15 protein-coding genes are annotated in these 13,140 nt (G+C 71.7%); 10 read left to right on the forward strand and 5 right to left on the reverse strand.

The window, feature by feature from the left end:
- Positions 1–5 precede the first annotated feature (5 nt).
- Complete coding sequence (argH, locus tag AB0B98_RS29180) at positions 6–1,469, forward strand: argininosuccinate lyase (protein WP_238671097.1); 1,464 nt, start codon at positions 6–8, stop codon at positions 1,467–1,469.
- A 43-nt stretch (positions 1,470–1,512) separates the two neighbouring features.
- Here argH and AB0B98_RS29185 read toward each other — a convergent pair whose 3' ends face one another.
- The 3 genes from AB0B98_RS29185 to AB0B98_RS29195 form a co-directional block, all read right to left on the reverse strand.
- A complete protein-coding gene (locus AB0B98_RS29185; protein ID WP_238671096.1) occupies positions 1,513–1,866 on the reverse strand; it encodes an MmcQ/YjbR family DNA-binding protein in 354 nt (117 codons plus the stop codon).
- Positions 1,867–1,959: 93 nt separating this feature from the next.
- Positions 1,960–2,385 carry a DNA-binding protein gene (locus AB0B98_RS29190; protein WP_210786251.1) on the reverse strand — a complete coding sequence of 142 codons (426 nt, stop codon included), beginning with the start codon at positions 2,383–2,385 and terminating at the stop codon, positions 1,960–1,962.
- A gap of 86 nt (positions 2,386–2,471) precedes the next feature.
- The gene (locus tag AB0B98_RS29195) at positions 2,472–2,927 is read right to left on the reverse strand and encodes a hypothetical protein (RefSeq protein ID WP_357366725.1); all 456 of its coding nucleotides are present in this window, start codon (positions 2,925–2,927) and stop codon (positions 2,472–2,474) included.
- Between the two features lie 174 nt (positions 2,928–3,101).
- Between AB0B98_RS29195 and AB0B98_RS29200 the strand changes: the two genes are divergently transcribed.
- The 5 genes from AB0B98_RS29200 (at position 3,102) to AB0B98_RS29220 (ending at position 7,121) form a co-directional block, all read left to right on the forward strand.
- Positions 3,102–3,743, forward strand: coding sequence for a DNA-3-methyladenine glycosylase (locus tag AB0B98_RS29200; RefSeq protein ID WP_357366727.1), 642 nt, complete (start codon positions 3,102–3,104; stop codon positions 3,741–3,743).
- Between the two features lie 87 nt (positions 3,744–3,830).
- Positions 3,831–4,916: an exo-alpha-sialidase gene (locus AB0B98_RS29205; protein ID WP_357366729.1), complete on the forward strand. Its 1,086-nt coding sequence runs from the start codon at positions 3,831–3,833 to the stop codon at positions 4,914–4,916.
- Between the two features lie 2 nt (positions 4,917–4,918).
- A complete protein-coding gene (locus AB0B98_RS29210) occupies positions 4,919–5,194 on the forward strand; it encodes a ubiquitin-like small modifier protein 1 (protein ID WP_238671092.1) in 276 nt (91 codons plus the stop codon).
- A gap of 152 nt (positions 5,195–5,346) precedes the next feature.
- Positions 5,347–6,489: an LLM class flavin-dependent oxidoreductase gene (locus tag AB0B98_RS29215; protein ID WP_238671091.1), complete on the forward strand. Its 1,143-nt coding sequence runs from the start codon at positions 5,347–5,349 to the stop codon at positions 6,487–6,489.
- A complete protein-coding gene (locus AB0B98_RS29220) occupies positions 6,486–7,121 on the forward strand; it encodes an FMN reductase (protein ID WP_357366732.1) in 636 nt (211 codons plus the stop codon). Before AB0B98_RS29215 ends, AB0B98_RS29220 begins: the two co-directional genes overlap by 4 nt.
- On the opposite strand, the gene AB0B98_RS29225 is transcribed toward AB0B98_RS29220, so the two are convergent.
- On the reverse strand, positions 7,114–7,986 hold the full coding sequence (locus AB0B98_RS29225; protein ID WP_357366733.1) for a universal stress protein: 873 nt from the start codon (positions 7,984–7,986) through the stop codon (positions 7,114–7,116). The two genes, AB0B98_RS29220 and AB0B98_RS29225, sit on opposite strands and share 8 nt — an antisense overlap.
- A 134-nt stretch (positions 7,987–8,120) precedes the next feature.
- Here AB0B98_RS29225 and AB0B98_RS29230 point away from each other — a divergent pair, with 134 nt between their 5' ends.
- From AB0B98_RS29230 to AB0B98_RS29240, 3 genes are all read left to right on the forward strand, one after another.
- Entirely contained in the window at positions 8,121–8,621 is a 501-nt protein-coding gene (locus tag AB0B98_RS29230) for a GNAT family N-acetyltransferase (protein ID WP_357366735.1), read from the forward strand.
- A gap of 9 nt (positions 8,622–8,630) precedes the next feature.
- The gene (locus tag AB0B98_RS29235) at positions 8,631–9,272 is read left to right on the forward strand and encodes a hypothetical protein (protein WP_357366737.1); all 642 of its coding nucleotides are present in this window, start codon (positions 8,631–8,633) and stop codon (positions 9,270–9,272) included.
- Between the two features lie 177 nt (positions 9,273–9,449).
- Positions 9,450–10,787: a hemolysin family protein gene (locus tag AB0B98_RS29240; protein ID WP_357366739.1), complete on the forward strand. Its 1,338-nt coding sequence runs from the start codon at positions 9,450–9,452 to the stop codon at positions 10,785–10,787.
- 22 nt (positions 10,788–10,809) lie between these two features.
- Here the strand turns inward: AB0B98_RS29240 and AB0B98_RS29245 are convergent, their stop codons facing one another.
- Complete coding sequence (locus tag AB0B98_RS29245; RefSeq protein WP_238671085.1) at positions 10,810–11,199, reverse strand: PaaI family thioesterase; 390 nt, start codon at positions 11,197–11,199, stop codon at positions 10,810–10,812.
- Positions 11,200–11,298: 99 nt separating this feature from the next.
- Between AB0B98_RS29245 and tyrS the strand changes: the two genes are divergently transcribed.
- Positions 11,299–12,591 (forward strand): tyrosine--tRNA ligase, encoded by a 1,293-nt coding sequence (gene tyrS / locus AB0B98_RS29250; protein WP_357366750.1) that lies wholly within the window; start codon positions 11,299–11,301, stop codon positions 12,589–12,591.
- The last annotated feature ends 549 nt before the right edge of the window (positions 12,592–13,140 follow it).

Genomic DNA, 13,140 nt, shown 5'->3' on the forward strand with positions numbered 1-13,140 from the left:
CAATGATGGGCGACGTGGACGACAAGAGCCTGACTGAGAACAGCGCCGCCACCAACCGGACGAGCCTCTGGGGTGGCCGGTTCGCGGGCGGCCCCGCCGAGGCGCTCGCCCGACTGTCGGTGAGCGTGCAGTTCGACTGGCGCCTGGCCCCGTACGACATCGCCGGGTCCCGGGCGCACGCCCGGGTCCTCGCTGGCGCGGGCCTGCTCGATCCGGAGGAGCTGGGCCGGATGCTGGCCGCGCTGGACGACCTGGAGGCCGCCTGCGCCTCCGGAACGTTCCGCCCCACCATCGACGACGAGGACGTGCACACCGCGCTGGAACGCGGTCTGCTGGAGCGTCTCGGCAGCCTCGGTGGCAAGCTGCGCGCCGGCCGGTCCCGCAACGACCAGGTCGCCACCGACCTGCGGCTCTACCTGCGCGACCACGCCCGGGGCGTGGCCAGCCGCCTGGTCGAGCTGGCGGAGGCGCTGGTCGAGCAGGCCGAGCGGCACATCGACACCGCCGCGCCGGGCATGACCCACCTCCAGCACGCCCAGCCGGTCACCTTCGGGCACTGGCTGCTCGCCCACGTGCAGCCGCTGCTGCGCGACCTCGAGCGGCTGCGCGACTGGGACCACCGGGCGGCGATCAGCCCGCTCGGCGCGGGCGCCCTGGCCGGGTCCGGGCTCCCACTGGACCCGGTGGCGGTGGCGAAGGAGCTGGGCTTCCGTACGTCGTTCGCCAACTCGATGGACGCCGTCGCCGACCGGGACTTCGTGGCCGAGTTCCTCTTCACCACCGCCCTGATCGGGGTGCACCTGTCCCGGCTCGGCGAGGAGGTGGTGCTCTGGACCTCGCACGAGTTCGGCTGGGTGGAGCTGGACGACTCCTTCGCCACCGGTTCGTCGATCATGCCGCAGAAGAAGAACGCGGACATCGCCGAGCTGGCCCGGGGCAAGTCCGGGCGCCTGGTCGGCGGCCTGGTGACGGTGCTCACCATGCTCAAGGGCCTGCCGATGACCTACGACCGGGACATGCAGGAGGACAAGGAGCCGGCCTTCGACGCGGTCGACACCCTGGAGCTGCTGCTTCCGGCCCTGGCGGGAATGATCTCCACGATGACGGTCCGGGTGGACCGCCTCGTCGCCGCCGCCCCGGTCGGCTTCTCCCTCGCCACCGAGGTCGCCGACTGGCTGGTCCGGCGCAACGTGCCGTTCCGCGACGCGCACGAGATCACCGGCCAGTTGGTGGCACTCTGCGCGGCTCGGGAGTGCGAGCTGAACGACGTCTCCGACGAGGACCTGACCGCGATCAGCGGGCACCTCGACCCGTCGGTGCGGGACGTGCTCTCGGTCCGTTCGGCTCTCGCGGCCCGGACCACACCTGGTTCCACCGGCCCTGGCCCGGTCGCCGATCAGCTCGCCGCCGCGGCGGACCGGCTGGCCGGTTGGCGGGAGTGGGCCACCGAGGCTGTCGTTCCGCGCTGAGCTGTGCCGTGGCGTCGGCGCTGGCCGCCGGCGCCGCGGCGGTTCAGGCCGTCGGGCGCTCCCGCTTGGGGAGCTTCGCCACCACCATGTCGTACGACGAGTCGACCGCCTCGGTCAGCTCCTCGTCGTCGATTCCGCCGTCCAGGCGCAGCGTGTTCCACCCGGACCGGCCGATGTAGGCCATCACGCTGGCATCGTCGGGGTGTCGGTGCAGCCACTCGTCGGCCACCTCCCGGGTCGCCCCGCACTTGATGCCGACCGTCGGCTTGCCGTTGTCGCTGCCGAGGAACGCGAAGATCCGGCCGCCCACCTTCACCACCTCGTCGCCCTCCCACGGCTGGTCCAGCCACGCTCCCGGCTTGGCCAGGCAGTACGCCAGCATCTCCGCGCGCTCCATGGGTGCCTCCTCGTCGTGCGCACAGTGTGCCCGCCCCGCAGCCGTCGTAGGCGCGGCGTGCCGATCCGGGCGTCGTTTTGAGGACGTACCGGATCAGGGGGTCTGCTCGGCCGAGCGGGCGGCGACCCGCTCGTAGCGCTGCCGGGCCGCCTGTGCGCTGCCCAACCCCAGCCCGTAGGCGATCGCCTGCCAGGTCAGCCCCCGGTCGCGGGCCAGCGTCAGCAGGCCGGCCTCCAGGGCGTCGAGCTCGGCGCGGACGTGGGGCAGCAGGGTCAGCGCGGCGGTCAGGTCGGCGGCGTCGATCGGCTCTTCCGCGGGTTCGCGCTCGGCCCCGCCAGCGGCCAGCGCGGTGACCAGGGCGACCGCCTCCCACGGGTCGAGCACGTACGGGTGGGCCCACCGGCCCCGCCGCGTGTCGGTGCCGGCGTGCCGCTCGCTGATGCGTTGCAACGCCTCGTGGGTGCGGTGCGCGCGGGCCCGGCCCGGGTCCGGCGCGGTGAAGATGTCCTCGGTCGTCATACCCCGAGCACACCTTATCAACGTAAGATTGTCAACGAACTGTTGAAGCCTGGCGGCACGGGCATGCCGTGCCGCCAGGCGACGCCTCAGAACGCCAGGTTGAACGGGCGCTCGTCGTGCATGGGTGTGCAGTACGGGTCACAGGGGCTCGCGGTCAGCACGCCGAACGCGACGCCCGCTGCGAACGGACGCTCGACCGGGATCACTGCGATCCGCACCTGCTGGGTGCCCTGCGCGCAGGTGACCCTGCGAACCGTCGTGCCCGCGCGCATCGTCTGGCCGACCGCCTGCGCGACCTTGACCGTGAGGTCGAAGTCGACGGCCTTCGAGCAGGTGACGGTGACCGGCACGATCGCCGCCGCGCCCTTCGCCTCGATCTTGCCCGTGGCGCCGACCACGAACGCGCTCACAGACGCGTCGTCGGCCTGCGCCGCGGCCCGCAGTGGGACGCTCGCGCTGGCCGACGGGGTGAAGGCCAGGGTCGCGGCTGCCGCGACGAGACCGGTGGCGATCAGTGGTCGTCGGATGCTCCGTACGGTCATGGTGGTTTCCTCCCGTGTGTGTCGTCGCTCCCTGCGACGACATCGGGAACACTCCCGAGCCGGTGCTCGGGTTTCACTGTTCGGCCGACTGTCTGATCTGCGACGTGAGTCTTGTTCGGGCGGCGCGGAAAGGTCAGCGCGCCGGCCGGTGGCGGGATGGGTACCGTCGGGGACATGACCCTGTCGTCCGGTGACCGCGGCACCGCCGCCGACCTGGTGGCGCTGGCGGACCTTCTCGCCGGTCCACTGCTGCCGGCGGCGCGCGGGCTGCTGGGCTGCCGGCTGCACGTCGGCGGGGTCACCGTCCGGATCACCGAGGTCGAGGCGTACGCGGGAAGCGGCGGTGATCCCGCCTCGCACGCCCATCGGGGCCGCACCCCGCGCAACGCCGTGATGTTCGGCCCCGCCGGGCACGCCTACGTCTACTTCACCTACGGGATGCACTGGTGCATGAACGTGGTCACCGGGGTCGAGGGGGAGGCCTCCGCCGTGCTGCTGCGCGCCGGCGAGGTGGTCGACGGGCTGCCCACGGCACGGGAGCGCCGGCCGGCCATCCGGCGGGACGTGGACCTGGCCCGCGGGCCCGCCCGGCTCTGCTCCGCGCTCGGCATCGACCGCGAGGCGTACGGGGCGTACCTGCTCGGCGACGGCCCGGTCCGCCTGCGTCCGCCGGCCCGACCGGTGCCGCCGGAGACGGTGGTGGCGGGCCCCCGGGTCGGCGTGACCGGCGCCCACGATCTGCCCTGGCGGTTCTGGCTCGACGGCGACCCCACGGTCAGCGCGTACCGCCGGCACGTGCCCCGCATCCGGCGCTGAGCGCGCCGTCCGCGTGTGGGCACAGAAGTCTGTCGGGGGGTGTGGCCATAATCACCGGACCTGCTCACCGGCGGTTCGGAGGACGTCATGGCAACACTGCTCGCGATCGGCACGGCCAAGGGATTGTTTCTCGCCACCAGCACCGACGACCGGCGCAGTTGGGAGATCACCGGTCCGCACTTTCCGATGACCGGTGTCTACGCGGTCGCTGTCGACACCCGTCGTTCCACCCCGCGGCTGCTGGCCGGCATGACCAGCTCACACTTCGGCCCCAGCGTCGCCACCAGCGACGACCTCGGCGTTTCCTGGGACGAGCCCGACCAGGCGCCTGTCGCGTTTCCGGCCGACACCGGCGTCTCCCTCGGGCGGGTCTGGCAGTTGATGCCGGCCGGCCCCGACGAGCCGGACGTCGTCTGGGCGGGCACGGAGCCCTCGGCGTTGTTCAAGTCCACCGACGGTGGCCGCAGCTTCGAGCTGGTCCGTTCTCTCTGGGACCACCCGCACCGCCCGCAGTGGGAGGGCGGCTTCGGCGGTCAGGCGGTGCACACGGTGCTGCCCCACCCTCGTGACCCGGCTCGGCTGCTTGTCGCCATGTCCACCGGCGGGGTCTACCGCTCGGAGGACGCCGGGGCGAGTTGGACGCCGGGCAACACCGGCATCCGCGCCTACTTCCTGCCCGACGAGTGGCCGGAGTTCGGCCAGTGCGTGCACAAGGTGGCCCGGGACGCCGGCAACCCCGAGCGGCTGTACGCGCAGAACCACCACGGCGTCTACCGCTCCGATGACGACGGCCGCACCTGGTCCTCGATCGCCGATGGGCTGCCCAGCGACTTCGGCTTCCCGATGGTGGCCCACCCGGGGCGCGGCGGCACGGTGTGGACCTTCCCGTTGGTGGCCGACGGCGAGCGGTACCCGACCGACCACCGCTGCCGGGTGTTCCGTTCCGTCGACGCGGGCGGCAAGTGGGAGCCGCTGTCGGTCGGGCTGCCCGAGGGCCCGTTCTATCCGGCGGTGCTACGCGATGCGATGTGCGCCGACGACGCCACCTCCGCCGGGGTCTACTTCGGCACCCGCTCCGGCTCGGTCTTCGCCAGCCGCGACGAGGGCGACTCCTGGTCGTTGGTCGCGGCGCACCTGCCCGACGTGCTCTGCGTTCGCGCCGCGGAGGTCTGAGCGTGGTCACCGTGCTGCTGCCCGGTCCGCTGCGCGGCGAGGCCGGGGGCGCGAGTCGGCTGGACGTCACCGCCGCCGGGACGCTACGGGCGGTCCTCGACGAGATGGCCGCCGCGCACCCCCGGCTGGCCCGGCGCATCCGCGACGAGCGCGGCGAGCTGCGCCGCTACGTCAACGTCTTCGTCGACGGGGAAGACTGCCGGCACTCCGGCGGTCTGGCCACCCCGGTCAAGGACGGCGCGGAGGTGCAGGTGCTGCCCTCGGTGGCGGGCGGCTGACGGGCCGACTTTGCGACGGGATGTCGGGTTGCGGCGGGGTGACCGGCGCCACTGCGGGGCGGCCCGCCAACGGAATAGTTGCGTCGTCAAATAAGTTGAGAGCTGCGTCCGGGTACCACGACGGCACCCGGTTGACACGCGAGGAGCTGGTCATGCAGTTCGGAATCTTCACCGTCGGTGACGTCACTGTCGATCCGACCACCGGTCGGGAGCCGACCGAGCATGAGCGGATCAAGGCGATGGTCGCCATCGCGTTGAAGGCCGAGGAGGTCGGCCTGGACGTCTTCGCCACCGGCGAGCACCACAACCCGCCGTTCGTGCCGTCGTCACCGACCACAATGCTCGGCTACATCGCGGCGCGCACCGAGCGGCTGCTGCTGTCCACCGCCACCACGCTGATCACCACCAACGACCCGGTGAAGATCGCCGAGGACTACGCGATGCTCCAGCACCTCTCCGACGGCCGGGTGGACCTCATGATGGGCCGCGGCAACACCGGCCCGGTCTACCCGTGGTTCGGCAAGGACATCCGCGCCGGCATCCCCCTGGCCATCGAGAACTACGACCTGCTGCACCGGTTGTGGCGCGAGGACGTGGTCGACTGGAAGGGCAAGTACCGCACCCCGTTGCAGTCGTTCACCTCGACGCCGCGGCCCCTCGACGGCGTGCCCCCGTTCGTCTGGCACGGCTCGATCCGCAGCCCGGAGATCGCCGAGCAGGCCGCGTACTACGGCGACGGCTTCTTCGCCAACCACATCTTCTGGCCCAAGGAGCACACCCAGCGGATGATCGCGCTCTACCGCCAGCGGTACGCGCACTACGGCCACGGCTCCGCCGACCAGGCCATCGTCGGCCTCGGTGGGCAGGTGTTCATGCGCCGCAACTCGCAGGACGCGGTCCGGGAGTTCCGGCCCTACTTCGACAACGCCCCGGTCTACGGGCACGGGCCGTCGTTGGAGGAGTTCACCCGGGAGACCCCGCTGACAGTGGGCAGCCCGCAACAGGTCATCGACCGCACGCTCGGCTTCCGGGAGTACGTCGGTGACTACCAACGGCAGCTGTTCCTGATGGACCACGCCGGGTTGCCGCTGAAGACCGTGCTGGAGCAGCTCGACCTGCTCGGCGAGGAGGTCGTGCCGGTGCTGCGCAAGGAGTTCGCCGCGCTGCGTCCGGCGCACGTGCCGGCAGCGCCGACGCACGCCTCGCTGGTCGTCGCCGCGGGCGGCGCCACTGACAGCACCGTGCACGCCGTCGACGACGTGACGGGCAAGGCGCCGGAGGGGGCGACCCGATGACCCGCCGCACCCTGGCCGTGGTCTCGGCGGGGCTCAGTCAGCCCTCGTCGACCCGGCTGCTCGCCGACCAGCTCGCCGCGGCCACCCGCGACGAGTTGGTCCGGCGCGGCTCCGAAGTGGAGCTGCACGTCGTCGACCTGCGCGAGTACGCCCACGACGTGGTGAACAACATGCTCACCGGGTTCGCGCCGGCAGCGCTGCGCGAGGTCATCGACACGGTGACCGGGGCGGACGGGCTCATCGCCGTCACCCCGATCTTCAGCGCCTCGTACAACGGGCTGTTCAAGTCCTTCTTCGATGTGTTGGATTCCGAGTCGATGGTCGACCGGCCGGTGCTGATCGGCGCGACCGGCGGCACCGCCCGGCACTCGCTGGCACTGGAACACGCCGTCCGCCCGATGTTCGCCTACCTGCGGTCGGTGGTCGTCCCGACAGCGGTCTTCGCCGCCCCGGAGGACTGGTCCGACGGCACCGCCGACGGCGCGTTGCGCGCTCGGATCCGGCGCGCCGCCGGGGAGCTGGCCGACCAGATCGAGCGCCGGCCACCGGCCACCGGTCCGGCCGACCCGTTCGCCCTCACCACCGACTTCCTGCAGATGCTCGGCCGAGGTGACGGCGAGCCGGTCAGCTGACCGGGTGGGCGACCAGCACCGGGCAGTGCGCGTGCTGGATCGCCGCCTGACTGACCGAGCCGAGCAGCAGACCGGCGAACCCGGCCCGGCCCCGGGTGCCCACGACCAGCAGCGACGCCGTGGCGCTGGCCTCGATGAGCCCCTGGGTCGCGCCGTCCGCCCGGACCGGATGCTCCCGCACCACAAGGTCGGGGTGTTCGGCGCGCACCACGGCTGAGGCGTCGGCGAGGAGTTTCACCGCCTCGGCCTGGTACACGGCCTGCGACTCCTCGATGTCGTCCGGCACCCTCCGGTCCTCGTTCGGAGGACCGACGTGCACCAGCACCAGCGGCACGTCCCGCAGCCCCGCCTCGTCGGCGCCCAGGCCGGCGGCGAGCCGGGACGACTCGGACCCGTCCACGCCCACCAGCACCGGGCCGTCCACCGGGATCGGCTGCTCGTCCGGGCGGACCACAAGCGCCGGGCAGTGGGCGTGCGCGGCCACCTGCGCGCCGACCGAGCCGAGCAGCAGCCCGGTGAACCCGCCCAGGCCCCGGCTGCCCACCACCACCAGCTCCGCCCGGCGTGACTCCTCGATCATGGTGGCTGCCGGGCCTCCGAGGACCTGACGCACCTCGACGGCGAGGCCGGGCCACCGGCCGGTCAGCTCGGCCGCCGTGCGCTCCAACATCTGCTGCGCCTCCTCGGGCGGCGCCGGCACCCCGAGGTCGTATGGGTTGAGCGGCACGCCGTAGCCGGACGGATGCAGGTAGCCGTGCACCAGGAGCAGCGGTCGGGACCGGAGCACGGCGGCCCGCGCCGCGTGTTCGGCGGCGACGAGGCTGGACGGCGATCCGTCAACGCCCACCACGACAGGTCGGTTCATCGGCGCTCCCTGGGTCGGTCAGGTCATTGTCGACCGCTCGGGCGCTCCGCGGGGCCGGACGCGCCGGCCCGTGGCCGCCGCCGGCTGACTCCGCGCCGCCGCTTCGTGTCACGGCCGTTGCGTACCCTCGGCCGATGACCTCCGATCTGCTGCTGCGCCCGGTCCGTGAGGACGACCTCGTCGAGTTCTTCCTGCACCAGCAGGACCCGGAGGCCAACCGGATGGCCGCTTTCGGCCCCAAGGACCCGTCCGACCGTCGGGAGTTCGCCGCACACTGGGCCCGGGTCCTCACCAACCCGGCGAACCTGGTCCGCACCGCCGAGGTCGACGGCGAGGTGGTCGGCTACGTGACCGCCTTCCCGGCCGAGGGGCGGACCGAGGTCAGCTACTGGATCGACCCGGCGCGCTGGGGTCGGGGCCACGCCACCGCGGCCCTGGCCGCCCTGCTGCGCGAGCTGCCCCGGCCGGTGCACGCCCGCGCCGCCAAGGACAACGCCGCCTCCCTCGCGGTGCTGCGCAAGTGCGGGTTCGTGGTGGTCGGTGAAGACTCGGGGTACGCCAACGGTCGCGGCGAAGACGTCGAGGAGTGGCTGCTGGAGCTGCCCGCCGACGGCCCTGACCTGGGCGGGCACTAGTCTCGCGGCGTGAACTGGTTGGATCTCGTCGGCTGGGCCGGCTCCGCGGTGCTCGTCTGGTCGCTGCTCCAGTCGCGCATCCTGCGGCTGCGCGCGCTCAACCTCGTCGGCTGCCTCGTGTTGATCGGCTACAACGCCGCGATCGAGGTCTGGCCCATGGTCGGGCTCAACATCGTCCTTACGGTGATCAACCTCTGGTACCTGCGCGGGATGCTCGCCACCCGGCACGACGAGAAGACCTACCAGGTGGTGGAGGTCGGCGTCGGTGACCAGTTCCTCGCCCACACGCTGCGGGTGCACGCCGCCGACATCGCCCGGTTCAACCCCGGCTTCCACTGGGACCCGGACGCGTCGGGGCGCTCGGCGTTCCTCGTGGTCACTGCCGATGAGGTGGTCGGCGTGGTGCTGTCGCACGCCGAGGCGCACGGTGTCGCCCAGATCGACCTGGACTACGTGACCCCGAAGTTCCGTGACTTCACCCCGGGCGAGTTCGTCTACCGGCGCAGCCACCTGTTCACCGAAAGAGGCTTCCACCGGGTGGTCAGCCCGCCGCGGATGGTGGCCCCCTACTACCACCGGCTCGGCTTCCGCCCGGAGGGCGACTCGTACGTCCTCGACCTGCCGACGTCGCCGACGCCCCAGTCGGCCTAGCGTCACCGACGCCCCTGCCGGCGCAGCCTCACCGACGCCGATTCGGCGTAGCGTCGCCGGGGCAGGATTCGGCCGGCGCCGGACGGGGCAAAGACACGCCTACGCCGGGCGGGCTCGCCGACCGGCGGGTGCCGCGTGTAGCGGCCGGTGCCACCACCACGAGGGAGCGAACCGGGCGTGCAGAGCTACGGGAGCCAACTGGCCCTGGTCGGAGTCCTGGTCGTGATCAACGCGCTCTTCGCGGGCAGCGAGATGGCGTTGGTGTCGCTGCGCGACAGCCAGATCCAGCGGCTGGAGCGCACCAGCCGGGCCGGGCGGGTGCTGGCCCGGCTCGCCAAGGACCCGAACCGCTTCCTGGCCACCATCCAGATCGGCATCACCCTCGCCGGCTTCCTGGCCTCCGCCGCCGCGGCGGTCTCGCTGGCAAAACCCCTGGTGCCGCTGCTCGGGGTGTTCGGCGGCGCCGCCGAGACGGTGGCCATCGTGGCGGTCACCCTCGCGCTGACCTTCGTCACCCTGGTCTTCGGCGAGCTGGCGCCCAAGCGGATCGCCATGCAGTCCGCCGAGCGCTGGGCGCTGCTGGTGGCCCGCCCGCTCGACCTGCTCGCCAGCCTCACCCGGCCGGCCGTCTGGGCGCTCGGCGCCACCAGCGACGTGGTGGTCCGCCTGGTCGGGCTCAACCCCAAACACGAGCCGGAGGAGATCGGCCCGGACGAGCTGCGTGACATCGTCGCCGGCAACCACGGCTTCACGAAGGAGCAGCGCACCATCATCGCGGGTGCCGTGGAGATCGCCGACCGGCGGTTGCGGGCTGTCCTCGTACCCCGGTTGCAGGTCTTCACGCTCGACAGCGGGACCACAGCGGAGGCCGCGCGGCTCGTGCTGGCCGCCACCGGGCACTCCCGGGCTCCGGTCGTGCGCCACGGCGGCCTGGACGACACGGCCGGAGTGATCCATCTGCGTGACCTGGTGGGTGTGCCCGACGACCGGCCGGTCGACGAGATCGCCCGACCGCCGATGCTGCTGCCCGACTCGCTACCGGTGGTGGACGCGCTGCGCCAGTTCAAGGCCGAGCGTCAGCACATCGCGCTCGTCGTGGACGAGCGCGGCGCCGTCGACGGCATCGTGACGCTGGAGGACATCCTGGAGGAGATCGTCGGCGAGATCTACGACGAGACCGACCGGGATGTGCGCTCGGTGCGGCGCGACCCCGACGGTGCGCTGGTGCTGCCGGGCACCTTCCCGGTGCACGACCTGCCGGACATCGGCGTGGAGCTGCCGTCGCGCCCGGCCGGTGACTACACCACGGTCGCCGGGCTGGTGCTGACCCGGCTCGGGCACATCCCCACCGTCGCCGGGGAGGACGTCACGCTCGACGGTTGGGTGCTCATGGTGGCCGGCATCGACCACCGGGCGATCACCGAGGTACGGCTCAGCCGCGTACCCGACGACGCCGACGGCGACGCCGACACCGACCAGGCCGCGGAGCCGATGCTGGACGAGGCCCGCAGTTGACCGGTCCGGCGAATGCCGCCGCTCAGGCGGGCGAGAGGTTCTGCAGCCGGACCTGACCACGGGCGACCAGCCGCTCGTCGGCGTCGGTGATCTCCACCTGCCAGAGCTGCTGGCTGCGGCCGCGGTGCACCGGCGTGCCGACAGCCCTCAGCTCACCGTCCCGGACGGCCCGCAGGAAGTCGGTCTGGTTCGACACCCCGACCACGCTGCCCCGGTCGGCCAGCCAGAGGGCGCCACCCACGCTGGCCGCGGTCTCCACGACCGAGCAGTACACCCCGCCGTGCTGGATGCCGAACGGCTGGTGCAGCTCCGGGCGGACCTGCCAGCTGATGACCACCCGGTCGGCGCTGGCCTCCTCGAACTTGAGGCCGAGCAGGGCGACGAGACCGCCCGTCAGATCCGGAATCTCCATGGCAAAGCCCTCCTTGATCAACGGGCGCAAGCCTAGCCGGGGCGGGTTGCGCCAAACCCGGTACGGGTTGGTGCCGGCGATGGGGGAGAATCGGTGACCGTGACCGACAGCAGCCCTCCGCCGCCCGGGCGGGACTCCCTGACCGACGACCTGCTCTGGCGTGGCCTGATCCAGGACTCGACCGGCCTCGACGAGCTGCGCGAGCTGCTCGACGGTGGAAAGTCCGCCACGTACTACGTGGGCTTCGACCCCACCGCGGCGAGCCTGCACGTCGGCTCGCTCATGCAGGTCACCATGGCCCGCCGGCTGCAACTCGCCGGCCACCGCCCGTTGCTGCTGGTCGGCGGGGCGACCGGGCAGATCGGTGACCCGAAGGAGAGCGCCGAGCGGACCCTCAACCCGCCCGAAGTGATCGCCGGATGGGTCGAGCGCATCCGTGACCAGCTGGCGCCGTTCGTGTCGTACTCCGGTGAGAACGCGGCCCAGTTGGTCAACAACCTGGAGTGGACCGGCGAGATGTCGGTGGTCGAGTTCCTGCGCGACGTGGGCAAGCACTTCCCGGTGAACAAGATGCTCGCGCGGGAGGTGGTGCGCGCCCGCCTGGAGACCGGCATCAGCTTCACCGAGTTCAGCTACCAGCTGTTGCAGGCAAACGACTTCTTCGAGTTGCACCGCAGGCACGGCTGTCAGCTCCAGTTCGGCGGCTCCGATCAGTGGGGCAACATCACCGCCGGCGTCGACTACGTGCGCCGACGGGGCGCGGGGCCGGTGCAGGCGTTCACCACGCCCCTGGTCACCAAGTCCGACGGCACGAAGTTCGGCAAGACCGAGGGCGGCGCCGTCTGGCTCGACCCCACGATGACCAGCCCGTACGCGTTCTACCAGTTCTGGCTCAACGTCGAGGACCAGGAGGTGGACCGCTACCTGCGGTACTTCAGCTTCCGGACCCGCGAGGAGTTGGAGGAGCTGGCCAAGGCGACAGCCGAGCGGCCAGCGGCCCGGTTGGCGCAGCGGGCGCTCGCCGAGGAGCTGACCACCCTGGTGCACGGTGCCGAGGAGACCCGACAGGCGATCGCCGCCAGTCAGGCGCTCTTCGGCCGCGGCTCGTTGGACGAGCTGGCGCCGGAGACCCTGCGGGCGGCCCTGACCGAGGCGGGTCTCGTACGCCTCACCGGCGAATTGCCGGATGTGGCGGGTCTGCTGCGCGACTCCGGTCTGGTCAGTGGCCTCAAGGAGGCTCGGCGGGTGATCGCCGAGGGCGGCGCCTACGTCAACAACGACCGGGTGACCGCTGTGGACGCCGTGGTGTCGCCGACCGACCTTCTACATGGGCGATACCTGGTGCTGCGCCGTGGAAAGCGTTCGTTCGCTGGCGTTGAGCTGGGTGAATAGCCATCTGTCGACGATGTGACGGGGGACGCGTCCGGCGGATTTGACGATCATCCCGCCGGACGCGTAACTTTCTCTCTGCCAGCGCGGAACGGACGAAACAGGCGAAAGCCTGAAGCGGCCGGAGCGCCGGCGAACGACCTGGGGGTCGGGTGGGCACGCCCACCGGAGCTCCACCGGGAGGTGCCGCCAGAAACGCCGCGAGGCGGATTTGGCGCCGCGAAACCGACCGGGTATGGTTACGAACCGGCAGGGCACCGGGCGGGTCGCGGGAAATCGCGACGGCCGGCCTGCCGAATCCATGACGAGAGCGGCGCAAGCCGGTTGCGACATGGTGCCCGCATTATCGGTTGAAGCATGACGAACCGCGAAATATCGGTTTGACACGGTGGAAACGAGCGGGTAACGTAGTAAAAGTGCCTGGCGCTGATAGCGCCGGTCGCGGAGCGGGAAATAGCCCCGGTTGGGGTTCCACGTGGTGGGGCTTCTGGTCGGTGTGTGGTTGTTCTTTGAGAACTCAACAGGGTGCTTGTAAAGCCAGTGCCAATTATG

Source organism: Micromonospora sp. NPDC048947, from assembly GCF_040649495.1.
Classification (GTDB): Bacteria; Actinomycetota; Actinomycetes; order Mycobacteriales; family Micromonosporaceae; genus Micromonospora; species Micromonospora alfalfae.

What these genes read in the sequence shown, in the direction of transcription:
- AB0B98_RS29230 (WP_357366735.1), top strand. Translation starts at nt 8,121, where the DNA reads ATGACCTCCGATCTGCTGCTGCGCCCGGTCCGTGAGGACGACCTCGTC.
- AB0B98_RS29225 (WP_357366733.1), bottom strand. Translation starts at nt 7,986, where the DNA reads ATGAACCGACCTGTCGTGGTGGGCGTTGACGGATCGCCGTCCAGCCTC.
- AB0B98_RS29245 (WP_238671085.1), bottom strand. Translation starts at nt 11,199, where the DNA reads ATGGAGATTCCGGATCTGACGGGCGGTCTCGTCGCCCTGCTCGGCCTC.
- AB0B98_RS29195 (WP_357366725.1), bottom strand. Translation starts at nt 2,927, where the DNA reads ATGACCGTACGGAGCATCCGACGACCACTGATCGCCACCGGTCTCGTC.
- AB0B98_RS29190 (WP_210786251.1), bottom strand. Translation starts at nt 2,385, where the DNA reads ATGACGACCGAGGACATCTTCACCGCGCCGGACCCGGGCCGGGCCCGC.
- AB0B98_RS29200 (WP_357366727.1), top strand. Translation starts at nt 3,102, where the DNA reads ATGACCCTGTCGTCCGGTGACCGCGGCACCGCCGCCGACCTGGTGGCG.
- argH (WP_238671097.1), top strand. Translation starts at nt 6, where the DNA reads ATGGGCGACGTGGACGACAAGAGCCTGACTGAGAACAGCGCCGCCACC.
- AB0B98_RS29205 (WP_357366729.1), top strand. Translation starts at nt 3,831, where the DNA reads ATGGCAACACTGCTCGCGATCGGCACGGCCAAGGGATTGTTTCTCGCC.
- AB0B98_RS29220 (WP_357366732.1), top strand. Translation starts at nt 6,486, where the DNA reads ATGACCCGCCGCACCCTGGCCGTGGTCTCGGCGGGGCTCAGTCAGCCC.
- AB0B98_RS29215 (WP_238671091.1), top strand. Translation starts at nt 5,347, where the DNA reads ATGCAGTTCGGAATCTTCACCGTCGGTGACGTCACTGTCGATCCGACC.
- AB0B98_RS29185 (WP_238671096.1), bottom strand. Translation starts at nt 1,866, where the DNA reads ATGGAGCGCGCGGAGATGCTGGCGTACTGCCTGGCCAAGCCGGGAGCG.